The following is a 23540-nucleotide window of genomic DNA, read 5'->3' on the forward strand; positions in this document are numbered from 1 at the left end:
ATGGACATCATCTTCGACGTGCTCCGCACGGCCATCGCGCCGTCGACCGCCGCCTTCGCGCTCGCCGCGATCGGCCTCAACTTCCACTTCGGCCTCACCGGCCTGCTCAACATGGGCCAGGCGGGCTTCATGCTCCTGGGCATGTACGGCTTCGCCATCTCCATCCAGCAGGGCTGGCCGATCTGGATCGCCGTCATCGTGGGCCTCATCGCCGCCGCGATCTTCGCGGTGCTGCTCGGCTGGCCGACGCTGAAGCTGCGCGGCGACTATCTCGCCATCGTGACGATCGCCGCCGCGGAGATGGTCCGCTTCCTCGGCCGCTCGCAGAGCCTCAAGGACCTCACGGGCGCCTCGAGCGGCATCCGCGGCTCGGACTACAAGGCCCCGTTCGAGGAGCTGTCGCCGTTCCCCGACAGCATCGTCACGCTCGGCCCGTTCTCGATGCACGGCTCCCGGTCGTCGTCGTGGTGGCTCACCACCGTCACCTGGGTGCTCGTGCTCCTGTGCGCCGGCCTGTTCTGGCGCCTCGCGAACTCCCCGTGGGGCCGCGTGCTCAAGGGCATCCGTGAGGACGAGGACGCCGTGCGCTCGCTCGGCAAGAACGTCTACTCGTACAAGATGCAGGCGCTCATCATCGGTGGTGTCATCGGTGCGCTGGGCGGCATCACGTGGGCGCTCGGCAACTCGGTGCAGCCCGACTCGATGGGCCGCCCCACCACGTTCTGGCTGTGGACGCTGCTGCTGCTCGGCGGTGCCGCGACCGTGTTCGGACCGCTGCTCGGATCGATCCTCTTCTGGTCCTCGTTGACCCTGGTGAAGAGCCTCGCGTCCGCGTTCATCCCGTCCGACGTGCTCGCACCCACCGAGCTCGAGCCGTTCTCGCTGGTGCTCGTCGGCGTGACGCTCATGCTGCTGGTGGTGTTCCGCCCCCAGGGTGTCCTGGGCAACAAGAAGGAGCTGGCGTTCTGATGGCCGACACCGCATTCGCCTCTGTCCCCCACGAGGCGGGCTCGAAGAAGCCCGACCCGATCCTCATCGCCGACGGCGTCACGCGCCGCTTCGGCGGCCTCACCGCGGTGAACGTGGACCACTTCGAGGTCCAGCGCAACACCATCACGGCGCTCATCGGCCCCAACGGCGCTGGCAAGTCCACGTTCTTCAACCTGCTCACGGGCTTCGACTCGGCGCAGGAGGGCGAGGGCCAGTTCAACGGCAGGCCGCTGCGGGGCATGGCGCCGGCGAAGGTGGCCCGTGCGGGCATGGTGCGCACGTTCCAGCTGACCAAGGCGCTCAGCCGCATGACGGTCATCGAGAACATGCGCCTGGGCGCGCAGGAGCAGCCGGGCGAGAACCTGCTGCGCGCGTTCGCGCCGCCGCTGTGGAAGGCCCGCGAGCGGGAGATCACGGAGCAGGCCCACGACCTGCTCCACCGCTTCAAGCTCTACGAGAAGCGGGACGACTACGCCGGCTCGCTCTCGGGCGGCCAGCGCAAGCTCCTCGAGATGGCGCGCGCGCTCATGTCGAAGCCGACCATGGTGATGCTCGACGAGCCGATGGCAGGTGTGAACCCCGCGCTCACCGAGTCGCTCCTCGACCACATCGTCGAGCTCAAGGAGGACGGCATGACCGTCCTGTTCGTCGAGCACGACATGCACATGGTGCGACGGATCTCCGACTGGGTGGTGGTGATGGCCGAGGGCAAGATCATCGCCGAGGGCCCGGCCGGCACCGTGATGTCGAACCCGGCGGTGCAGGACGCCTACCTCGGCGCCCACCACGACACCGACCTGTCCGAGCTGTCCGAGCTGTCCCTGGAGGATGACGCATGACCGACAAGCCCGTGATCCTCGACGCGGACAACCTCATCGCCGGCTACCTGCCGGGCATCAACATCCTCAACGGATGCTCGATGGAGGTGAAGGAGGGCGAGCTCATCGGCATCATCGGCCCCAACGGTGCCGGCAAGTCGACCTTCCTCAAGGCGCTGTTCGGCCTCGTGCCGGTGCGCGACGGCTCGGTGACGCTCGGCGGTGAGGACATCACCAACCTGCGCGCCGACGAGCTCGTCAAGCGCGGCGTCGGCTTCGTCCCGCAGACGAACAACGTGTTCCCGTCGCTCACCATCGAGGAGAACCTCGAGATGGGTGCGTACCAGGCCAGCAAGAACTTCAAGAAGCAGCTGAAGAAGATCGGCGACCTGTTCCCGGTGCTCATCGAGCGCAAGAACCAGCGGGCCGGCTCGCTGTCCGGCGGTGAGCGCCAGATGGTCGCCATGGCCCGTGCGCTCATGATGGACCCGCACGTGCTGCTGCTCGACGAGCCCAGCGCCGGCCTCTCCCCCGCGCGTCAGGACGAGACGTTCGTCCGCACCCGGGAGATCAACAAGACCGGTGTCACGGTGATCATGGTCGAGCAGAACGCCCGCCGCTGCCTGCAGATCTGCGACCGCGGCTACGTCCTCGACCAGGGCACGTCCGCCTACACCGCGACCGGCCAGGAGCTGCTCAAGGACCCCAAGGTCATCGAGCTCTACCTGGGCACGCTCGGCGCGTAGCGCCCGTCCCGGTCTCTGAAGGCCCGGTCCCGCCTCGGCGGGGCCGGGCCTTTCGCTTGCGCGGAGTCCCCCGCTCTCCGGTCTGCGGTGCCTGCTCGCCGCCCCGCCGCTCGCCGCAACCGGCGTACGAGACCCCGCTGGATCGCATCGTCCCTGGGCAAGTTGCACATGCCCGATGCGGTACGCCGGTTCGCGCGCGGCGGGGCGGGGCGGGACGGGGTGGCGTGAGGTGGGGCGGGACGATGCGTCGGTCCCGTCTCCCCTGCGCCGGGCGGCCCGCTCGCATGACGGAGCGATGAGCGGACGGTCCGACCCACGAGCCGGTACCGCCCTGACCGTAGGACCCTTCGCCGGGTGATCCGACGGACAAGCCGGCGAAGGCCGGGTCTCCCCTGCGTCGGGCGGTCTCCCCTGCACTGGGCGGCCCGCTCGTATGACGGAGCGATGAGCGGACGGTCCGACCCACGAGCCGGTGCCGACCTCCCCGTAGGACCCTTGGCCGGGTGATCCGACGGACGTGCCGGCGTCGGTTGCGGCGCCATCGCGACGCGCGTCGCGGCCCACATCGCGTTCCGCGCCCCAGCGTTCACATCCAGTTGGCCGAGCCGCCCCCGGACAGACGGAAGGGCCCCCGGCCGAAGCCGGGGGCCCTCCGAGTGTCGCGAGGCTGGATCAGCCCTGCGGCACCTCGCCGTAGACCGAGGTCAGCAGCGAGTAGGTGTTGTCGTCGCCGTACTCGTAGACGCCGATGTAGGCGGACGAGGGGTCGTTGGCCGAGTTGAACGGGCCGGCACCGGAGATCGTCTGGTAGTTGATCTCCTCGCCGTCCTCGAGCAGCGCGACGCAGTCGGCGAAGCCGGTGCACTCCGTGCCGCCCTCGGCGCCCGAGACCGCCGCGAGGTTGTCCGCGATGGTCTGGCCGTCGACCGCACCGCCGCGCACGGCCGCGAGGGCCGAGAGCATGACGGCGTCGTAGGACTCGGCGCCGTACGCGTACTCGTCGAGCGAGCCGCCGTCGGCGACGGAGTCGAGCATCGAGCGGAAGTCGCTCTCCGGGCTCGCGCCGGGCAGGGTGCCCTTGGCGCCGGTGAGGGCGCCCGCCTCGAGCTCGTCCGAGTAGTCGGCCAGGTTGCCGTCCACGAGGTACAGCTTCGACGTGTCGAAGCCGGCCGCGACGAGCTCGGGGATGATGAGCGCCGTCTGGTCGAACGCGATGAGCGCGATCGCCTCGGGGTTGGTGGCGAGGATCGCCTGGACGTCGGAGGCGAAGCTCGAGGCCGACGGGTCGAACTCCTGACCCGACGAGCCGTAGGTGAGCGAGCCGCCGGCGGCCTCGACGGTCTCCTGGACGACGTCGCGCAGCGAGGTGCCGTAGTCGTCGTTGAAGACGAGGACACCGATGTTCGAGTAGCCGTCCTCGAGGATGAGGTTGCCGAGCGCGTTGCCCTGGACGGTGTCCGGCGGAGCGGTACGGAAGTACAGCGGCGAGTAGCCGGAGAGGCTGGTCGCGGTGTTCGCCGGCGAGATCTGCACGACGCCCGCGTTGGTGATGTCGTCCACCGCGTTGAGCGTGACCGAGGACGAGGCCGCACCGACGACGACGGAGACGCCGCCGCTGAGAAGCTTGGTGACCGAGTCCGAGGTGATGTTCGGGTTGTCGGTGTCCGAGGAGTCCTCGTGCTGGACGGTGACGTCCGAGCCGAGCACACCGCCGGCCTCGTTGATCTCCTTGATCGCGAGGTCCACACCGGCGATCTCCGGCGGGCCGAGGAACGCGAGCGAACCGGTGATCGGCAGCAGCGAACCAACCTTCAGACCCTCGCCCGAGCCACCGTCGGCGCTCGAGCTCGAACCGCTGTCGCTCGCCTCAGACGAGCACGCGGCGAGGGAAATGGTCGCGACGGCGGCGACGGCCGCGCCACGGGCGATGGAGTTCCATCGTGCCATGTTTCTTCCTCCCACTAGGTGAGACGATCTCACCTTGGTTAGTGCGCGGCGAGGGGAGTTCCTCGTCGCGGTAACCGTCACGGTAGCGGGAGCCTGTTACGCGATTGCGTCGTGTCCATCACGATTTTGTGACCGAACTGAGCACGGCAGAGCGGTTTGCTCTACTTTCCGCCCATCTGCTCGATGACCGCCTCAGCCACTTCTCGCATGGTGAGACGACGGTCCATCGAGGTCTTCTGGATCCACCGGAAGGACTCGGGCTCGTTGAGCTTCATCTTCTCCATGAGGAGGCCCTTGGCGCGCTCGACCTTCTTGCGGGTCTCCATGCGCTCGTTGATGTCGGCGATCTCCGACTCGAGGGCCCGGATCTCCACGTAACGGGACGCGGCGATCTCCACGGCGGGCAGCAGATCGCCCGGGGTGAAGGGCTTCACCACGTACGCCATGGCACCCGCGTCGCGCGCGCGCTCGACGAGCTCGGTCTGCGAGAACGCGGTGAGGAGCACGACCGGGGCGATGCGCTCCTTGGCGATCTGCTCCGCGGCCGTGATGCCGTCCATCACGGGCATCTTCACGTCCATGACGACCACGTCGGGCTTGTGCTCGCGCGCGAGGGCGACGCCCTCCTCGCCGTTCGCGCCCTCGCCGACGACGTCGTAGCCGCCCTCGCGGAGGGTCTCGACGATGTCCATGCGGATGAGCGCCTCGTCCTCCGCGACGACGGCGCGGCGCGCACGCTTGGGGGCCTGGGTCTCCTGCTCCGCCTGGGGAGCGTCCTTCGCATCAGTCACAGGCGCTAGCCTAGTGCCCTCGCCCCGGTAGCCCAACTGGCAGAGGCACGCGGCTCAAACCCGCGGTGTTGTGGGTTCGAATCCCACCCGGGGTACGCATCGGTCCTAGGACCGAGGTCGCAGATGCGGCCGTCCCAGCGCCGGCCCCCATGCCCCGCCCGCGCGAGCGCGACCGTGCGGGACCTCCGGCGACGCCTCTCGCGCCCGGCCGTGGGATGCTCGTCTCGAGACGTGAGGAGCGCCCCCATGACGCATGCCACCACCCTGCACATCGCGCTGGTTGCGCACGACAACAAGAAGGCCGAGCTGCTCGAGTGGGCCTCCTTCAACAAGGGCAGCCTCGCCCACCACCAGCTCTACGCGACCGGCACCACGGGCACGATGCTCGAGTTCGAGCTCGGCTTCCGGGTGCACCGCTTCCTCTCGGGCCCGGTGGGCGGCGATCAGCAGATCGGCGCACGGATCGCCGAGGGCGCGATCGACATGCTCATCTTCTTCTGGGACCCACTCGAGCCGCAGCCGCACGACCCCGACGTCAAGGCGCTGCTGCGCCTGGGCGCGCTGTGGAACATCCCCATCGCGTCGAACGTCGCGACCGCCGACTTCCTCATCTCCTCGCCGCTGTTCGCGCGCGGCTACGAGCGCAAGGTGCCCGACCTCGGCCCCCGCGACTGGGAGTCGATGCGGGGCGGGCCCGATGCCCAGGAGGGCGCGGCCGACGAGCTGACGGCCGAGTAGCCGCGCGGGCGCCCCGAGGCGCCCGTGGAGCCTGTCGGAAGCCGGCCCGGCTGACGGTCGGGCTGACGTTCCGGCTGACAGTCGACGGTCGGTAGGCGGCCGGTCCGGAGAGCAGGTCCTGCGAGCAGGCCGGCCCATGGCCGAGCGCGCCATCGCAGAGGCCCGCGTCGCGCAGATCTTGCGACGAACATGACAGTTCGTGCCATAAGTCACGTGTGCGCCATTGCGCGTCTTCCAGGGTCGATAGCGTCCGAGCACCGGACGGCAATGCAGCCGGCCGGCGTCCCGCGATCTACGCGGGACCCCTGCGATCTCAACGAGGAGACTCCCTCATGACAGCCCTGTGGACCAGAACCGCAGCAGTCACCGCGGCGGCGCTCGCCGCCACCGCCTGCGGCGCCGCCGCAACGGCCGCCGTCGACACCGACGGCGCCACCGCCATCGACGCGACCCTCATCACCCAGGTGGCGCCCGACGGCCTCAAGGTCGCCGCCGTCGCGATCGAGTACGACCGCGAGCTGAAGTTCGGCCAGTCGGGCCTCGACGCCGCGGCCTTCGACGTCGACGTGGACCTCGGCGAGGGCGGCATCGCGCCGCTCGTCGGCGAGCGCACCGTCACCGCGGCGTACACGAGCGCCACGCCCGAGATCACCGGCGAGCAGCGCGCCGGCCGGTACGTCATCCTCGAGCTCGACCAGACCGAGGCCACGGCCACGGCGTCCTACGTCGACTGGTCGACCACGATCACCCACTACTACGACCTCTCCGGCGGCTACACGGTCGCGCAGGTCGGCGACATCGGCAAGCGCAACCACATCGTCGCGGCGCAGCCCGACAACGTCGTGACGAGCTCCGACGTCGACAACCTCCTCATCGACGACTACGCCGTGGGCAGCCTCGCCACGACCGCGGGTCCGGTGCTCGACTACCGCTACTTCACCCCGGAGGGCACGGCCGAGAAGGACGGCTACCCGCTCGTCGTGTCGCTGCACGGCTTCGGCGAGAGCGGCTCGAACAACTTCAGCCAGCTGGCGGGCAACCAGATCTCGACGGTCTTCGCCTCCGACGAGCGCCAGAAGGCCGACCCTGCCTACGTCCTGTCGCCCCAGGCCGACCCGTTCGACGCCACCAAGGGCGCCTGGTGGGCCCCGCAGATGCAGGCGGCCGTGATCGAGCTGGTCGAGGACTTCGTCGCGTCGCACCCCGACGTCGACACCTCGCGCATCTACCTGACCGGCCTGTCGATGGGCTCGTACGGGTCGTGGGCGATCCTGCAGGAGCACAGCGACCTCTTCGCCGGCGCCGTGGTGGTGTGCGGCGGCGGTGTCCAGGACGTCGAGGCGGCCGCGGCCGAGCTCGCCGACTTCCCGATCTGGGCCGTCCACTCCGAGGACGACTTCGTGGTCGACTACTACGCGGACGGCTCCGACTTCCGCGTGTTCGAGGCGCTCGAGTCCGCCGGCACGCCGGTCGTGTGGTCGGAGTGGTCGGGCCTGCTGCCCGACGCCGAGCAGGAGGTCCTCGCGAAGGCGGCCGCCAAGGAGGCGAAGCACGCCGGCAGCGAGCACATCTTCACCACCATCGAGGCGGGCACCACGCCGGTCTTCAGCCACCTGTCGTGGATCCCGACGTACTCGAGCGACGTCATCCTCGACTGGCTGTTCGCGCAGGACGCGGACCGCTAACCCCGCCCCGGAGCGCTCGACCCTGACGCGGAGGCCCCGCCGGTGCACGCCGGCGGGGCCTTCGCGCGTCACCGGCGGGCCGACGGAGCGCGGGCCGCTCAGCCCTCGAGGACCGGCGGGTCCGCCAGCAGGTCGTCGGTCGACCCGTCGAGGCCCGCGTGGCGCCACCACAGCCCCGCGCGGTGCGACAGCAGGTCCACCGTGAGCTGCGCCTCGTCCTCCCCCGCCCGCCAGCTCATGGTGAGCACGCCGTCCTCGAGCGCGAACGCGAACTCGCCGTCGAACACGGGCAGCTCCGACCGGAACGTGCACAGCGCCATGAGCGCGCGCACCACGGGACGCTCGAGCTCCCGGCCCACCTCCCCCGGCGCGTAGCGATGCCGGTTGATGTCGCGGCCCACGCCGCTCTCGCGCAGCAGGTCGACGTCGTTGCGGCCCGCCAGCGCGCCCACGTAGTAGACCTGCGGGATCCCCGGGGTGAAGAACTGCACCGCCCGCGCCGCCAGGTACGCGTGATCGTCGGCTCCCATCGCGTCGTAGAAGGTGCAGTTGACCTGGTAGAGGTCCAGGTTGGAGGCCGCGGCGCCCGTGGCGAGGCGCGACGTGCCGCCGGACGATGCGTGGATCCGCTCGACGAGCGCGTCGAGCTCCGCGGGCGGCAGCAGCCCGGGCGCGTCGGGCGCGGTCTGGTCCGCGCCGACGTCGATCACCCCGATGCCGTCGTGCGTGTCGAGCACCGTGACGGCGTTGCCGGGCCGGATCTCGAGCCACCGGGCGAGCGGCTCGCCGTCGCCCGTCGCGAGGGCGTGGAGGACGAGAGGCGGCAGCGCGAAGTCGTACACGCGGTCGACGGCCGCGCCGATCTCCACCTGGCGCCGGTAATACGAGTGCACCTCGACCAGCACCTCGAGCCCGCGCTCGCGCGCGCTCGACGTGAACTGCTCGATGAACGTGAAGGTGTCGGGCGTCATGAAGCAGGTCTCGCCCGGCGTCTTGATCGCGTAGCCCACCGCGTCGAGACGGACGAGCGTCGCCCCGGCTCCCGCGATCGCGTCGAGGATCGCGTCGAGGTAGGCGCGGGCCCCGGGATGCGCGACGTCGAGGTCGATCTGCTGCGGCGTGAAGGTCGTCCACACCAGCCGCTTGTCCCCCGCCACGGTGTACGGCGTGAACGGCAGCCCGGGGCGCGGCCGGTAGATGCGCGCGAGCTCGTCCTCGGTCGCGCCGTAGGGGAACACCGTGGCCATGGTGAGGAACATGCCCGCGTACGGGGACGCGTCGCCCCTCTCCTGCCAGTCGCGGAAGGCCGCCGAGTCCGCGGACACATGGTTGACGATGACGTCGACCATGAGGTCGCGGCCCGACCCGACCGCGCCGACGTCGTCCCACGTCCCCAGCCGCGGGTCGACGGCGGTGTGGTCGACGGGGTCGAAGCCCGCATCGGCCCCGTCGTACGGCGTGAAGAAGGGCAGGACGTGCACGCCGGTGAACGCCGCGGACCACGGCGGCGAGCCGAGCAGCCGCGCGAGCCCGGGCAGGTTCCCCGCGAGCCTGTCGGCGTAGGTGATGAGCTGGACCCCGTTGCGGGCCATGGCGCGCCTCCTCGCCCGGCGCATCGTCGCGCCTGCTCCCACCTTAGGTCGGGACGATGCGCGCCCGCCCGGGGAAGGCGAAGGGCCCCGCCGGCCGAAGCCGACGGGGCCCTGAGAGGCGGGTGCCGCTAGCCGCGGACCTGACCCACCTTGTGCACGAAGATCGAGTTCGTGGTGCCGGGCACGCCCACCGGGGTGCCGGACACGACGACCACGTAGTCGCCGTCCACCGCGCGGCCCGAGGTCTTGAGGTAGCCGTCGACGAGGTTGACCATCTCGTCGGTCGACTCGACCTTCTCGACCAGCTCCGCCTGGATGCCCCAGGACAGCGCGAGGCGCTTCTGGGTGTCCGCCGACGGCGTGAAGGCGATCATCGGGGTCGACGGACGCAGGCGCGACATGCGCAGCGCCGAGTCGCCCGACTGGGTGAACGTCACGATGTACTTGATGTCGAGGTTCTCGGCGATCTCGGCGGCCGCGTGCGTGACGGCGCCACCGCGGGTGTGCGGCGTCGACAGGTACGGCGCGATGCGCGAGTAGCCCTTCTCCTCGGTGTTCTTGACGATGCGGGCCATCGTCTCGACCGTGACGATCGGGTAGTCGCCGACCGACGTCTCGCCCGAGAGCATGACCGCGTCGGTGCCGTCGAGGATCGCGTTGGCGCAGTCGGAGGTCTCCGCACGCGTCGGGACCGGCGAGTGCGTCATCGACTCGAGGACCTGGGTGGCGACGATGACGGGCTTGGCCTGCGAGCGGCACAGCTCGATGGCACGCTTCTGGACGAGCGGCACCTCCTCGAGCGGGAGCTCGACGCCGAGGTCGCCGCGGGCGACCATGACGCCGTCGAACGCGTCGACGATCTCGGCGAGGTTGTCGACCGCCTGCGGCTTCTCGACCTTGGCGATGACGGGGACCGTGCGGCCCTCCTCGGCCATGATCGCGGCGACGTCTTCGTAGTCCTTCGCGTTGCGCACGAAGGACAGCGCGATGAAGTCCGCGCCGAGCTTGAGGCCCCAGCGGAGGTCAGCCTCGTCCTTGTCCGACATCGCGGGCACCGAGACGGCGACGCCGGGCAGGTTGATGCCCTTGTTGTTGGACACGGGGCCCGGCACGACGACCTTGGTGACGACGTCGGTCTCGGTCACGTCGGTGACCTCGAGGCGCACCTTGCCGTCGTCGATGAGGAGCGTGTCGCCGACGCGGCAGTCGCCCGGCAGGCCCTTGAAGGTGGTGCCGCAGATGTCCTTGGTGCCCTCGACGTCACGCGTGGTGATCGTGAAGACGTCGTCGACGGCCAGGTCGTGCGGGCCGTCGGCGAACTTCTCGAGGCGGATCTTGGGGCCCTGCAGGTCGACGAGCACGGCGACGTTGCGACCCGACTCCTCGGCGGCCTGGCGGATGTTGCGGTACACCTGCTCGTGCTCCTCGGCGGAGCCGTGGCTGCGGTTGATGCGGGCGACGTCCATGCCCGCGCCCACAAGCTTGCGCATCTGCTCAATCGGCGCGGTGGCCGGTCCGATAGTGCAGACGATCTTCGCGTTTCGCATGTTCTCCAACCTCGGTTCAGGCGCGCAGCGCCGACGTGTGCGCCGTCACCGGCGCCGGGAGCTCGGTGCTCCCTGTCAAGTATTCATCCATCGCGGCCGCGGCCGCGCGTCCTTCGGCGATCGCCCAGACCACGAGCGACGCGCCACGGCCGGCATCGCCGGCCACGAACACGCCGTCCTGGGTGGTCGCGAAGTTGTCCGCACGCTCGATCTGAGCGCGCGACGTCAACGCTACCTGGGACTGTGCCTGGAGGTTCGTGACCTCCGGCCCAGTGAATCCCATAGCGATGAGGACAAGGTCCGCCGGGATCTCCCGCTCGGTCCCCGGGGTCGGGGTGCGGGAGCCGTCGGCGTTGTACTGCGTGACCGCCACCTTGAGCGATCGCACATGTCCGTTCTCGTCGCCCACGAACTCGACGGTCGACGCGAGGTACTCGCGCGCGCCGCCCTCCTCGTGGCTCGAGGAGACCTCGAACACACGGGGGTCGGTGGGCCACGGCTGGTTGTCGGGGCGGTCGACCGGCGGCTTCTTGCCGATCGCGAGCGTGGTGACGCTCGCGGCTCCCTGACGCAGGGCGGTGCCGATGCAGTCCGAGCCGGTGTCGCCGCCGCCGATGACGATGACGTGCTTGCCGTCCGCGTGGATCTGGTCCTCGACCTCGTCCCCGGCGACCGCCTGGTTGCCCTGGTGGAGGTACGGCATCGCGAAGTGGATGCCGTCGAGGTCGCGGCCCGGGATCGGCAGGTCGCGCTCGACCGGCGCGCCGGTCGCGATGAGCACCGCGTCGTAGCGGGCGCGGAGGTCGTCCCACGTCATGTCCGTGCCGATCGCGATGCCGGTGCGGAATCGCGTCCCCTCGCGCTCCATCTGCGCGACGCGGCGGTCGATGACGTGCTTCTCCATCTTGAAGTCCGGCACGCCGTAGCGCAGCAGGCCGCCGATGCGGTCGTCCTTCTCGTACACCGCGACGGTGTGGCCGGTGCGCGTCAGCTGCTGCGCGGCGGCGAGGCCCGCCGGACCCGAGCCGACGACCGCCACCGTCTTGCCGGTGTGGCGCTGCGCGATGTGCGGCGTGACGTTGCCCTCCTCGAACGCGTGCTCGATGATCTCGACCTCGACGTTCTTGATGGTGACGGCGGGCTGGTTGATGCCCAGCACGCAGGACGTCTCGCACGGCGCCGGGCAGATGCGGCCCGTGAACTCCGGGAAGTTGTTCGTCGCGTGCAGGCGCTCGATGGCGTCGGGGTACTGGCCGCGCCACACGAGGTCGTTCCACTCGGGGATGAGGTTGCCGAGCGGGCAGCCCTGGTGGCAGAACGGGATGCCGCAGTCCATGCAGCGGCCGGCCTGGCGCTTGAGGACCACCTCGTCGCGCCCGAGCTCGTCCTTCACCTCGGACCAGTCGCGCAGGCGGACCGGCACCGGCCGGTAGGCCGGGACCTCCCGCTCCCGGACCTTCAGGAATCCACGGGGGTCAGCCACCGGTCACCTCCAGGAACTCGGCCCAGGCACCCGGCGCGGAGAGGTCCCCGCCCTTCGCCTCGAGCTCGTTGAGCGCGTCGCGGACGCGTGCGTACTGTGCGGGGAGGACGCGCGTGAAGCGCGCCACGGTCGAGGGCCAGTCGGACAGCAGCTCGCGCGCCACGGGCGACCGGGTCTCGGCCTCGAAGCGCTCGACGAGCGTGCGGACGATGACCGCGTCCTCCTCGTCGAGCGGGCTCAGCGTGAGCTCGCCCGAGGCGAGGGCCTGCGCGTTGACGCGCTCGGGACGCAGGTCGAGCACGTAGGCCGTGCCGCCGGACATGCCGGCGCCGAGGTTGCGGCCGGTGCGGCCGAGGATGACCGCGGTGCCGCCCGTCATGTACTCGAGGCCGTGGTCGCCCACGCCCGAGACGACGGCTGTGACGCCGGAGTTGCGGACCAGGAAGCGCTCGCCCACCTGGCCGCGCAGCAGGATCTCGCCGCCGGTCGCGCCGTAGCCGACCACGTTGCCCGCGATGACGTCGCTGGTCTCGTCGAGCATCGACTCGCGTGCCGGGCGGACGATGACGCGGCCGCCGGACAGGCCCTTGCCGACGTAGTCGTTGGCGTCGCCCTCGAGGCGCAGCGTGATGCCGCGCGGGACGAAGGCGCCGAACGACTGGCCCGCGCTGCCGCGGAACGTCACGTCGATGGTGTCGTCGGGCAGGCCCGCGCCCCGGTACCGGCGCGTGACCTCGTAGCCGAGCATCGTGCCGACGGTGCGGTTGATGTTGCGCACCTCGCGCTCGATGGCAACGGCCTCACCGCGCTCGAGCGCGGGCTTGGCGGCCGCGATGAGGTCGTTGTCGAGCGCCTCGTCCAGGCCGTGGTCCTGCGTCGTGGAGTTCATGAGCGCCGCGCCCTCCTGGGGACGGGCGAGCACCGGGGCGAGGTCGAGACCCTGCGCCTTCCAGTGGTCGATCGCGGCGCGCGTCTCGAGCACCTCGACGTGGCCCACGGCCTCGGCGATGGTGCGGAAGCCCAGCGACGCGAGGTGCTCGCGCACCTGCTCCGCGATGAACTCGAAGAACGTCTCGACGAACTCGGGCTTGCCGGAGAAGCGCGCGCGCAGCTCGGGGTTCTGGGTCGCGACGCCCACCGGGCACGTGTCGAGGTGGCACACGCGCATCATCACGCAGCCCTCGACCACGAGCGGCGCGGTCGCGAAGCCGAACTCCTCGGCGCCGAGCAGCGCCGCGATGACGACGTCGCGTCCCGTCTTCATCTGGCCGTCGACCTGGACCACGATGCGGTCGCGCAGGTCGTTGAGCACGAGCGTCTGCTGGGTGTCGGCGAGACCGATCTCCCACGGGGCGCCCGCGTGCTTGAGCGAGTTGAGCGGGCTCGCGCCGGTGCCGCCGTCGTGGCCCGAGATGAGCACCACGTCGGACTTGCACTTGGCGACGCCCGCGGCGATCGTGCCGACGCCGACCTCGGCCACCAGCTTGACGTGGACGCGCGCCTTGGGGTTGGCGTTCTTCGCGTCGTGGATGAGCTGCTTGAGGTCCTCGATCGAGTAGATGTCGTGGTGCGGCGGCGGGGAGATGAGGCCCACGCCCGGCGTCGAGTGACGCGTCTCGCCGATCCACGGGTACACCTTGTTGCCGGGCAGCTGCCCGCCCTCGCCGGGCTTGGCGCCCTGCGCGAGCTTGATCTGGATGTCGTCGGCGTTGACCAGGTACTCGGACGTCACGCCGAAGCGGCCCGACGCGATCTGCTTGATCGCGCTGCGCCGCTCGGGGTCGTAGAGGCGGTCGACGGACTCGCCGCCCTCGCCGGTGTTGGAGCGGCCGCCCAGGCGGTTCATCGCGACCGCGAGGGTCTCGTGCGCCTCCTGCGAGATCGAGCCGTACGACATCGCGCCGGTGTTGAAGCGCTTGACGATCTCGCTGACGGGCTCGACCTCGTCGAGCGGGATGGGCTGGCGGTCCGAGTCGAACGCGAGGAGGCCGCGCAGCGTCATGAGGCGCTTCGCCTGGTCGTCCACCCGGTCCGTGTACTCGCGGAACACGTCGTAGCGGCGGGTGCGGGTCGCGTGCTGGAGCTTGAAGACCGTCTCCGGGTCGAACAGGTGCTCCTCGCCGTCGCGGCGCCACTGGTACTCGCCGCCGGTGCGCAGGCGCTGGTGGGGCGGCAGCTCGCCGGAGGCCGGGTAGGCGTCCGCGTGGCGTGCCTCGACCTCGGCCGCGACGACGTCGAGGCCGACGCCGTCGATCTGGCTGGGCGTGCCGTTGAAGTGGAGGTCGACGAGCTCGCGCGACAGGCCGATGGCCTCGAAGACCTGGGCGCCGCGGTACGACGCCATGGTCGAGATGCCCATCTTCGACATGATCTTGAGGACGCCCTTGCCGAGCGCCTTGATGAGGTTGTGCGTCGCCTCCTGGGGCGCCACGTCGCCGAGGTAGCCGCGCTTGGCGAGGTCCTCGACGGTCTCCATCGCGAGGTACGGGTTGACGCAGCCGGCGCCGTAGCCGATGAGCAGCGCGACGTGGTGGACCTCGCGGACGTCGCCGGCCTCGACCACCATCGACAGCTGCGTGCGGCGGTGGGTGCGCACGAGGTAGTGGTGCACCGCCGAGGTGAGCAGCAGCGACGGGATGGGCGCGAGGTCCGGGTTGGCGTCGCGGTCCGACAGCACGAGGAAGGACACGCCGTCCTCGAGCGCCTCGTCCACCTCGCGGAAGATCTCGCGGAGGCGGTGGTCGAGCGCCTCGGCGCCGCCCTTGACCGGGTAGAGGCCGCGGATCTTGCGCGAGGAGAACACGCCGCGGCGCTTGGGGTCGCGGTCGATGTGGAGGATCTTGGCGAGCTCGTCGTTGTCGATCACCGGGAAGTCGATGATGATCTTGCGCGCGTGCTCGGGCGTCGCCTCGAGCAGGTTCGGCTCGGGGCCGAGCGCGCCGCCGGTGGCGGTGACGATCTCCTCGCGGATCGAGTCGAGCGGCGGGTTCGTCACCTGCGCGAACATCTGCACGAAGTAGTCGAACAGCAGGCGCGGGCGCTTCGACAGCACCGCGATGGGGGTGTCGGAGCCCATCGCGCCGATCGGCTCGATGCCCGTCTTGCCCATGGGGGCGAGGAGGATCTTGAGCTCCTCCTCCGTGTAGCCGAACGCCCGCTGGCGGCGCTGGACCGAGCGCGCGGAGTGCGAGATGTGCTCGCGGTCCGGCACCTCGGACAGGCGGATCGCGTTGTCGGACACCCACTGCTCGTAGGGGTGCTCGGAGGCGAGCGTGCTCTTGATCTCCTCGTCCTCGACGATGCGGCCCTCGCCGGTGTCGACGAGGAACATGCGGCCGGGCTGGAGGCGACCCTTGCGGATCACCTTGGCGGGGTCGATGTCGAGCAGGCCGGCCTCCGAGCCGCACACGACGAGGCCGTCGTCCGTGACCCAGTAGCGGCCGGGACGCAGGCCGTTGCGGTCCAGCGTGGCGCCGATGACGGTGCCGTCGGTGAAGTGCAGCGCGGCGGGTCCGTCCCACGGCTCCATGAGGCCCGAGTGGTACTCGTAGAACGCGCGGCGCGCCGGGTCCATCGCCTCGTTGTTCTGCCACGCCTCGGGGATCATCATGAGCAGCGCGTGGTGGATGGGGCGACCGCCGAGGTGCAGCAGCTCGAGCACCTCGTCGAACGATGCGGTGTCCGACGCGCTCGGCGTGCACACCGGCATGAGCGGCGCCATGTCGCCGAGCAGCTCGGAGCGCAGCATGCCCTCGCGCGCGGCCATCCAGTTGCGGTTGCCACGGACGGTGTTGATCTCGCCGTTGTGGGCGATTCCGCGCAGCGGCTGCGCGAGCGGCCACGACGGGAACGTGTTGGTCGAGAAGCGCGAGTGCACGAGCGCGAGCTCCGACGCGAACAGCGGGTGCGTGACGTCGGGGAAGACCTGCTCGAGCTGGTAGGTCGTGAGCATGCCCTTGTAGGTGAGGGTGCGCGACGACAGCGACGCGAAGAAGGGGCCGCCGTCGCCCTCGGCGCGCTTGCGCACGCGGTAGGCCTTGCGGTCGAGCTCGATCCCGGCGAGCCCGTCGCGGGACAGGAAGACCTGGCGGAAGGTCGGCATGGCGCCGCGGGCGCTCGGGCCCAGCGGCTCGGGGTGGACCGGCACGTCGCGCCAGCCGAGGACGGTGACGCCCTCGTCCTCGGCCGCGCGCTCGAAGGCGGCGACCTCGGCGGCCTCGGCGCCCGGGGTGAGGAACGCGATGCCGACGGCGTACTCCCCCGCCGCGGGCAGCTCGAACCCGGCGACCTCGCGCAGGAACGCGTCCGGCACCTGGGTGAGGATGCCCGCGCCGTCGCCGGTCTCCGTCTCGGCGCCGACGGCGCCGCGGTGCTCGAGGTTCTTCAAGGCCGTCAGGCCCGCATCGACGATGTCCCTGCCTGCCGTGCCACGGAGGGTCGCGACGAAGGCGACGCCGCAGGCGTCGTGCTCGTACGCGGGGTCGTAGAGGCCCGCCGCGGGCTGGGGAGCGCCAAGATGCGCGACCATCACACCGTCCTTAAGCGTCCCCGGGAGTACGGGGACATTCGTAGATTTCGGGGCGCCGTCGACCCGGTGTTGACACGGGCGTTCAGCCTACCGCGAAGGGCGGCAGGCACGGAATCCCGTCTCTCAGGCCCCGGCGGGGCCGTCGCCGTGGGTGTCGGCGACGTCGGGCGAGTCCTTCTCGCCCTGCGCGGTCGTGTCCTCGGGGTGGGAGGCGCGAGCCGCGAGCTGCGACCGATCCGGTCGCTCGGCAGCCTTGCGCTGCCTCCATCCTAGGGCCGTGAAGGCGGCCACCGATCCGGCCAGCACGAGGATCGACACCCACTCGTTGATGCGCAGGCCCAGGATGTGCACCGCATCGTCGATGCGGACGTGCTCGATCCAGAGCCGGCCCGACACGTAGACCATCACGTACAGCCAGAACACGCGGCCGCCGTAGAGCTTGAGGCGCCGGTCCAGGTAGATGATGAGCGCGGCGCCCGCGAGGTTCCACACCATCTCGTAGAGGAACGTCGGGTGGAACGTCGCGAACTGCTCGTAGCCCTCGGGCCGGAACGCCGGCTCGATCTCCAGCGCCCACGGCAGGTCCGTGGGCCGGCCGAAGAGCTCCTGGTTGAAGTAGTTGCCCATGCGGCCGATCGCCTGCGCGATGAGCACCGCGGGGGCGGCGGAGTCCGCGAATGCGCTGAAGCTCACGCCGGCGCGGCGCGCGCCGATCCAGGCGCCGAGCGCGCCGAGCGCGACGGCGCCCCAGATGCCGAGGCCGCCGTTCCAGATCTTGAGCGCGTCCCACGGGTTGCCGTCGGGCCCCCAGTACGGGGCGGGCGTGGTGATGACGTGGTAGATGCGCCCGCCGATGATGCCGAACGGGATCGCCCAGAAGGCGATGTCGCCGACGACCTCGGCGTCGCCGCCGCGCTCGACCCAGCGGCGCGTGGTGAGCCACAGGGCCACGAAGATCCCGAGCAGGATCCACAGGGCGTACGCGTGGATGGTGAGCGGGCCGAGGGAGAACGAGCTCCACTCGATGGGCGGGCTGGGGATCGACGTGGTCATCGCGCGCTCCTCACGCCGTCGGCGAGCTCGGCGACCTTGGCGCGCAGGCTCTCGAGGTCGCCCTCGTCGCCGAGCGCACGGACGAAGGCCGTGCCGACGATCACGCCGTCGGCGAACCCGGCGATCTCGGCGGCCTGCGCGCCCGTGGACACGCCGACGCCGATGCAGACGCGCTCGGCGCCCGCGGCACGCGCCTCGGACACCACGCGTTGCGCGGCGTCGCCGAGCGACGCCCGCTCGCCCGTCACGCCCATGAGCGGCGTGGCGTAGACGAAGCCGCGGGACGCGTCGCACGTGAGCTTCATCCGCTCACGCGTGGTCGACGGCGCGACCAGGAAGATCGTGTCGACGTCCTCGGCGCGCGCCGCCTCGACCCACTCGGGCGCGGCGTCGGGCGTGAGGTCCGGGGTGATGACCCCGGCTCCCCCGGCGGCGACCAGGTCCTTCGCGAAGCACGACCAGCCGCGCTGCAGCATGACGTTGGCGTAGCTCATCACCACGGGCACCGCGCCCGCCTCGGCGACGGCCCGGACGGCGGTGAACGCATCGTCCACCTTGACCCCGCCCTCGAGCGCCTTGGCGGCGGCGTGCTGGATCATCGGGCCGTCGAGCACGGGGTCCGAGTAGGGCGGGCCGATCTCGACGACGTCGCAGCCCGCCTCGACGAGCACGCGCATCGCGGCGAGCGACGTGTCGACGTCAGGGTAGCCGACGGGCAGGTAGCCGACCAGGGCGGCGCGACCCTCGGCCCTGCATGCGTCGAGCCGATCGGTCAGTGCGCTCACGCGTCCCCCTCCGGAAGCATGTCGAACCATCGCGCGGCCTGCTCGACGTCCTTGTCGCCGCGCCCGGACAGGGTCACGAGCAGCGTGGCGCCGGGACCGAGCTCGCGGCCCAGGCGGATCGCTCCGGCCAGCGCGTGGGCGGACTCGATCGCGGGCAGGATGCCCTCCGTGCGGGTGAGCAGGCGGAACGCGTCCATCGCCTCGCTGTCGGTGACCGGCCAGTACTCGGCCCGGCCGATGCTCGACAGCCAGGTGTGCTCGGGGCCGACGCCCGGGTAGTCGAGCCCCGCGGAGATCGAGTGCGACGGCTGGGTCTGGCCGTCCTCGTCCTGGAGGATGTACGACATCGAGCCGTGGAGGATGCCCGGGCGCCCGCCGGTGAGGGTCGCCGCGTGGCGGCCGGTGTCGACGCCGTCGCCGGCGGCCTCGCAGCCGATGAGGCGCACGCCCTCGTCGTCGAGGAACGCGTCGAACGAGCCGATCGCGTTGGAGCCGCCCCCCACGCACGCGAGCACCGCGTCCGGGAGGCCGCCGAGCGCGAGCATCTGCTCGCGGGCCTCGACGGAGATGACGCGCTGGAAGTCGCGGACCATGGCCGGGAACGGGTGCGGTCCCGCGGCGGTGCCGAAGACGTAGTTCGTGGTCTCGACGTTGGTGACCCAGTCGCGGAACGCCTCGTTGATGGCGTCGCGCAGGGTGCGGGTGCCCGTGGCGACCGGGATCACCTCGGCGCCGAGGAGCCGCATGCGGGCGACGTTGAGCGCCTGGCGCTCGGTGTCCTCCTCGCCCATGTAGATCACGCACTCGAGGTCCATGAGCGCCGCCGCGGTCGCGGTCGCGACGCCGTGCTGGCCGGCGCCGGTCTCGGCGATCACGCGGGTCTTGCCGAGGCGCTTGGTCAGCAGCGCCTGGCCGAGCACGTTGTTGATCTTGTGCGAGCCCGTGTGGTTGAGGTCCTCGCGCTTGAGGAAGATGCGCGCGCCGCCGGCGTGGGCCGCGAAGCGCGGGATCTCGGTGAGGATCGAGGGGCGCCCGGTGTAGTCGCGGGCGAGACGGTCGAGCTCGCCGGTGAACTCCGGGTCGATGCGGGCCTTCTCGTACGCGTCGGTGAGCTCGTCGAGCGCCGCCATGAGCGCCTCGGGGACGAAGCGGCCGCCGAACTCGCCGAAGTACGGCCCGGGGGCCGCCTGGAGGGAGTCCGTCACGGGCGCACCGACCGCAGCGCGGGGTGGGCGCCGGCGGCGACCATCTGAGCCACGGTCGCGCGCGGGTCGCGGTCCTTGACCAGGGCCTCGCCCACGAGCACCGCATCCGCCCCGAGCCGCGCGTACTCGACCACGTCGTGGCTGTCGCGGATGCCGGACTCGGCGATCTTGAGGATGCCGTCGGGGATGGTGGGCGCGAGCTTCGCGAAGGTGTTGCGGTCGACCTCGAGCGTGCGGAGGTTGCGGGCGTTGACGCCGATGACGGTCGCGCCCGCATCGGCCGCGCGCGTCACCTCCTCGGCGTCGTGCACCTCGACGAGGGCCGTCATGCCGAGCGAGTGGACCCGCTCGATGAGGCTCTCGAGCGCGAGCTGCTCGAGCGCCGCGACGATGAGGAGGACGACGTCCGCGCCGTGCGCGCGCGCCTCCCACACCTGGTACGGCGTGACGATGAAGTCCTTGCGCAGGATCGGGACGTCGACCTTGGCGCGCACCGCGTCCAGGTCCGACAGCGATCCGTTGAAGCGGCGCTGCTCGGTGAGGACGGAGATGACGGAGGCGCCGCCCGCGGCGTACTCGGTGGCGAGCAGCGCGGGGTCGGTGATGTCGGCGAGCGCGCCCTTCGACGGGCTCGAGCGCTTCACCTCCGCGATGATGCCGACCTCGTCACGCGCGAGGATCGCGCGTGCGTCGAGCGCCTCGGGCAACCGCGCGGCGCGCTCCTTGAGCGCGTCCATCGACGTCAGCTCCTTGCGCACCTCGAGGTCCTCCAGGACCCCGGAGACGATGCTGTCCAGAACGCTCGTGCTGCTCCCACCCATGACGCCCACTCTACCGCCGCAAAGATCGGCTCAAGGACGCGCCAAATTCCGGCACAGAGTGCCTAGGAGAGCGGCTGGCCGTGGCCGAGCGCGCGCAGCGCGGCACCCGCCGCGAGCGACACGACGGCGACGCCGATGCCCACGAAGGTGACCGCGTGGACGGGGATCGCGATGCCGAGCGACACGAGGATCGCGGCGAGCACGAGGCCGACGTTGGTGACCCAGCCCGCGGTGGTGCGGCCGTGGTTGTGCGGGGCGACGTCGGGAAGGTCCTGCGGCTCCAGGTGCACGCTCGACATGGTTACTCCTCGGGGACTCGTGGAATTCGGCGTCAGTCTAGCGAAGCCGGGGGCTGCGTCAGGCGCGACGCCGTGCTGATCGCGCGGATGAGCGCGGCGGCCTTGTGCTTGGTCTCGGCGTCCTCGTTCGCGGGCACGGAGTCCGCGACGATGCCGGCGCCGGCCTGCACGTGCGCGGTGCCGTCCTCGATGAGCGCGGTGCGGATCGCGATGGCCATGTCCATGTTGCCGGCGAAGTCGAGGTAGCCGACCGCGCCGCCGTAGAAGGCGCGTCGCGTGGGCTCGATCTCGTCGATGAGGGCGATCGCGCGCGGCTTGGGCGCGCCGGACAGCGTGCCCGCCGGGAAGACCGCCGTGAACGCGTCGAGCGCGCCGTGGGGCGCCTCGAGGCTGCCGACGACGGTCGAGCAGATGTGCATGATGTGCGAGTACCGGTTGACCGTCATGAACTCGACCACCTCGACGGAGGTCGGCTCGCACACCTTGACGAGGTCGTTGCGCGCGAGGTCCACGAGCATGATGTGCTCCGCGACCTCCTTGGGATCCGCGAGCAGCTCCTCCTGCAGCGCCTTGTCCTCCCCCGGCGTCGCGCCGCGCGGGCGCGAGCCCGCGATGGGGAACGTCGACACGCGCCCGTCCTTGACGGTGCACAGCGATTCGGGGCTCGCGCCGACGACCGCGAACTCGCGGCCCCGGTCGTCCTCGAGCTGGAAGTAGTACATGTACGGGCTCGGGTTGAGGGTGCGCAGGACGCGGTACACCTCGAGCGGAGTCGCCTCGCAGGGCACGTCGAAGCGCTGCGAGGGCACCATCTGGAAGACCTCGCCGTCGCGGATCGCCTCCTTGGCGAACGCGACCGCCTTCTCGTACTCCCCCGGCGCGCTGCGCTGGGCGACCACGGGGTCGTCCCCGTCGCCGAGCACGGACACCGGGCCCGGGGTCGCCGCCTCGAGCTCGCGCTGCATGCGGTCGAGACGCGCGACGGCGTCCTCGTACGCGCGGTCGATGCCGCTCTCCTGCGCGTCCGCGTTGACGGCGTTGGCGATGAGCCACACCGAGCCGTCGCGGTGGTCGATCGCGGCGATGTCCGTCGCGAGGAGGAGCAGCACGTCGGGCACGTCCAGCTCGCGCGGCGCCTTCATCGGCAGCGTGGGCTCCCACTGGCGGATGATGTCCCAGCCGAGCACGCCGACCATGCCGCCCGTGAGCGGCGGGAGGCCCTCGATCGCCTCGGAGCGCATCTCCTCGAGCACGTGCGCGATGACCTCGAGGGGCGCCCCGTCGGCGAGGCCCACGGGCACGTCGCCCGACCACCGCGCATCGTCCCCGTCGACGGTGAGCATCGCGCGCGAGCGGACGCCCACGAAGGAGAAGCGTGCGCGCGAGCCGTCAGGCTCGGCGGACTCGAGGATGAAGGTGCCCGGACGCTCCTGCGCAAGCGCGCGGTAGACGGCGACCGGGGTGAGCGAGTCCGCGAGGACGCGGCGGACCACGGGGACGACGCGGTGGGACGCGCCCAGCTCGACGAAGCCCTCGAGCGTCGGCCAGGTCTGGCCCCACTCGACGCGCACGGCGGTCACGGGGTCTCCCCCGCGAGCCCGTCCACGGCGCCCAGGTCTCCGCCGGCCTCGAAGCACGTGCGGGTGCCCGTGTGGCACGCGGGACCCCGCTGATCGACCTCGAGCAGCAGCGCGTCGCCGTCGCAGTCGAGGCTCGCGCGGACCACGCGCTGGACGTTGCCGGAGGTGTCGCCCTTGCGCCACAGCTCCTGACGCGAGCGGCTCCAGTAGACGGCGCGGCCCGTGGTGAGGGTCTCGTGGAGGGCGTCGTCGTTCATCCACGCCACCATGAGCACCTCGCGGGTGTCGTGCTGCTGCACCACGGCGCAGACGAGTCCGGCGGGATCGCGCTTGAGGCGCGCGGCGATGTCAGCGTCGAGCGGCATGCCGCCCATCCTTCCACGCCGCCACTCCGACGGTGCGCACGGTTGCACCGGCGACACGCCGGTGCGGAGGGACGATGCGCGGCGTACGCGCGGCGTGTCGCCGCGAGATCCGTGCGGACTGTCCGGCGGGGTGCGCGGTCAGAGGCGGGCGCCGCGCTCCATGACGAAGCGCCACGGCTCCGACAGCCGCACGTGGATGTCGATGCCGACGTCCGAGCCGAACAGCCGCGCGAGCGCCTGGCACGCGGCGGCGTCGGAGGCGGCGGCGCACAGGATCGGCAGCCCGTCGAGGCCGCGCTCGGCGCACACGCGCCGGACGGTGTCGTAGGCCTCGCGCCACGCGGGGTGCCAGTCGCCGACGAGGAAGTCGGTGTCGGCCAGGATGTCGAACACCTCGGTCAGCCCGATGCGGCGCGCCTTCGACAGCTCCACGAGCTCCCGCACCGTGAGCGTCTCGAGCCGCGCCAGGTGCGACGCGTACGCCTCGTGGCGCAGGCCGCGCACGCTCGCCGCCAAGGACTCCGTCACCGCCGCTCCCTTTCAGGTCTCGCCGCCCGTCGGGTCGGC

Annotated in this window: 19 protein-coding genes and 1 tRNA gene; 6 read left to right on the top strand and 14 right to left on the bottom strand. The window is 71.2% G+C overall.

Features of this window, described 5'->3' with window-relative positions; genetic code table 11:
• From AOM07_RS06000 to AOM07_RS06010, 3 genes are read left to right on the top strand one after another with little or no spacing between them, the layout of a single operon-like run.
• Complete coding sequence (locus tag AOM07_RS06000; protein ID WP_062311867.1) at nucleotides 1–969, top strand: branched-chain amino acid ABC transporter permease; 969 nt, start codon at nucleotides 1–3, stop codon at nucleotides 967–969.
• Complete coding sequence (locus AOM07_RS06005) at nucleotides 969–1829, top strand: ABC transporter ATP-binding protein (protein WP_062311868.1); 861 nt, start codon at nucleotides 969–971, stop codon at nucleotides 1827–1829. Before AOM07_RS06000 ends, AOM07_RS06005 begins: the two co-directional genes overlap by 1 nt.
• Nucleotides 1826–2554, top strand: a complete 729-nt coding sequence (locus tag AOM07_RS06010; protein ID WP_062311869.1) for an ABC transporter ATP-binding protein — start codon at nucleotides 1826–1828, stop codon at nucleotides 2552–2554. Before AOM07_RS06005 ends, AOM07_RS06010 begins: the two co-directional genes overlap by 4 nt.
• 672 nt (nucleotides 2555–3226) lie before the next feature.
• On the opposite strand, the gene AOM07_RS06015 is transcribed toward AOM07_RS06010, so the two are convergent.
• Nucleotides 3227–4501: an ABC transporter substrate-binding protein gene (locus AOM07_RS06015; RefSeq protein ID WP_062311870.1), complete on the bottom strand. Its 1275-nt coding sequence runs from the start codon at nucleotides 4499–4501 to the stop codon at nucleotides 3227–3229.
• 161 nt (nucleotides 4502–4662) lie between these two features.
• The gene (locus tag AOM07_RS06020; protein ID WP_062311871.1) at nucleotides 4663–5292 is read right to left on the bottom strand and encodes an ANTAR domain-containing response regulator; all 630 of its coding nucleotides are present in this window, start codon (nucleotides 5290–5292) and stop codon (nucleotides 4663–4665) included.
• A gap of 21 nt (nucleotides 5293–5313) precedes the next feature.
• Here AOM07_RS06020 and AOM07_RS06025 point away from each other — a divergent pair.
• The 3 genes from AOM07_RS06025 to AOM07_RS06035 all read left to right on the top strand — a co-directional run bounded on the left by AOM07_RS06025 (nucleotide 5314) and on the right by AOM07_RS06035 (nucleotide 7715).
• Nucleotides 5314–5387, top strand: a tRNA-Leu gene (locus tag AOM07_RS06025).
• A 151-nt stretch (nucleotides 5388–5538) separates the two neighbouring features.
• Nucleotides 5539–6030 (top strand): methylglyoxal synthase, encoded by a 492-nt coding sequence (locus AOM07_RS06030; RefSeq protein WP_062311872.1) that lies wholly within the window; start codon nucleotides 5539–5541, stop codon nucleotides 6028–6030.
• Between the two features lie 332 nt (nucleotides 6031–6362).
• On the top strand, nucleotides 6363–7715 hold the full coding sequence (locus AOM07_RS06035; RefSeq protein ID WP_062311873.1) for a PHB depolymerase family esterase: 1353 nt from the start codon (nucleotides 6363–6365) through the stop codon (nucleotides 7713–7715).
• 98 nt (nucleotides 7716–7813) lie between these two features.
• On the opposite strand, the gene gtfA is transcribed toward AOM07_RS06035, so the two are convergent.
• The 12 genes from gtfA to AOM07_RS06095 all read right to left on the bottom strand — a co-directional run bounded on the left by gtfA (nucleotide 7814) and on the right by AOM07_RS06095 (nucleotide 23501).
• Nucleotides 7814–9307, bottom strand: a complete 1494-nt coding sequence (gtfA, locus tag AOM07_RS06040) for a sucrose phosphorylase (RefSeq protein ID WP_062311874.1) — start codon at nucleotides 9305–9307, stop codon at nucleotides 7814–7816.
• Nucleotides 9308–9435: 128 nt separating this feature from the next.
• Entirely contained in the window at nucleotides 9436–10854 is a 1419-nt protein-coding gene (gene pyk, locus AOM07_RS06045; protein WP_062311875.1) for a pyruvate kinase, read from the bottom strand.
• Nucleotides 10855–10870: 16 nt separating this feature from the next.
• Nucleotides 10871–12337, bottom strand: a complete 1467-nt coding sequence (locus AOM07_RS06050) for a glutamate synthase subunit beta (RefSeq protein WP_062311876.1) — start codon at nucleotides 12335–12337, stop codon at nucleotides 10871–10873.
• Entirely contained in the window at nucleotides 12330–16865 is a 4536-nt protein-coding gene (gene gltB / locus AOM07_RS06055; RefSeq protein WP_062311877.1) for a glutamate synthase large subunit, read from the bottom strand. The genes AOM07_RS06050 and gltB overlap by 8 nt, the downstream gene beginning before the upstream one ends.
• Nucleotides 16866–16988: 123 nt before the next feature.
• Nucleotides 16989–17918, bottom strand: a complete 930-nt coding sequence (gene lgt / locus AOM07_RS06060; RefSeq protein ID WP_062311878.1) for a prolipoprotein diacylglyceryl transferase — start codon at nucleotides 17916–17918, stop codon at nucleotides 16989–16991.
• A complete protein-coding gene (gene trpA / locus AOM07_RS06065; protein WP_228374389.1) occupies nucleotides 17915–18703 on the bottom strand; it encodes a tryptophan synthase subunit alpha in 789 nt (262 codons plus the stop codon). The genes lgt and trpA overlap by 4 nt, the downstream gene beginning before the upstream one ends.
• Nucleotides 18700–19908: a tryptophan synthase subunit beta gene (gene trpB / locus AOM07_RS06070; protein ID WP_062311880.1), complete on the bottom strand. Its 1209-nt coding sequence runs from the start codon at nucleotides 19906–19908 to the stop codon at nucleotides 18700–18702. Before trpB ends, trpA begins: the two co-directional genes overlap by 4 nt.
• A complete protein-coding gene (gene trpC, locus AOM07_RS06075; protein ID WP_062311947.1) occupies nucleotides 19905–20729 on the bottom strand; it encodes an indole-3-glycerol phosphate synthase TrpC in 825 nt (274 codons plus the stop codon). The genes trpB and trpC overlap by 4 nt, the downstream gene beginning before the upstream one ends.
• Before the next feature lie 62 nt (nucleotides 20730–20791).
• Nucleotides 20792–21028: a hypothetical protein gene (locus AOM07_RS06080; protein WP_062311881.1), complete on the bottom strand. Its 237-nt coding sequence runs from the start codon at nucleotides 21026–21028 to the stop codon at nucleotides 20792–20794.
• Between the two features lie 32 nt (nucleotides 21029–21060).
• The gene (locus AOM07_RS06085; protein WP_062311882.1) at nucleotides 21061–22608 is read right to left on the bottom strand and encodes an anthranilate synthase component I; all 1548 of its coding nucleotides are present in this window, start codon (nucleotides 22606–22608) and stop codon (nucleotides 21061–21063) included.
• Nucleotides 22605–22973, bottom strand: a complete 369-nt coding sequence (gene hisI / locus AOM07_RS06090; protein WP_062311948.1) for a phosphoribosyl-AMP cyclohydrolase — start codon at nucleotides 22971–22973, stop codon at nucleotides 22605–22607. Before hisI ends, AOM07_RS06085 begins: the two co-directional genes overlap by 4 nt.
• Nucleotides 22974–23111: 138 nt before the next feature.
• Nucleotides 23112–23501 carry a hypothetical protein gene (locus AOM07_RS06095; protein WP_062311883.1) on the bottom strand — a complete coding sequence of 130 codons (390 nt, stop codon included), beginning with the start codon at nucleotides 23499–23501 and terminating at the stop codon, nucleotides 23112–23114.
• Nucleotides 23502–23540 lie beyond the last annotated feature (39 nt).

It is taken from the genome of Demequina rhizosphaerae, from assembly GCF_000971255.1.
GTDB classification, from domain to species: domain Bacteria; phylum Actinomycetota; class Actinomycetes; order Actinomycetales; family Demequinaceae; genus Demequina; species Demequina rhizosphaerae.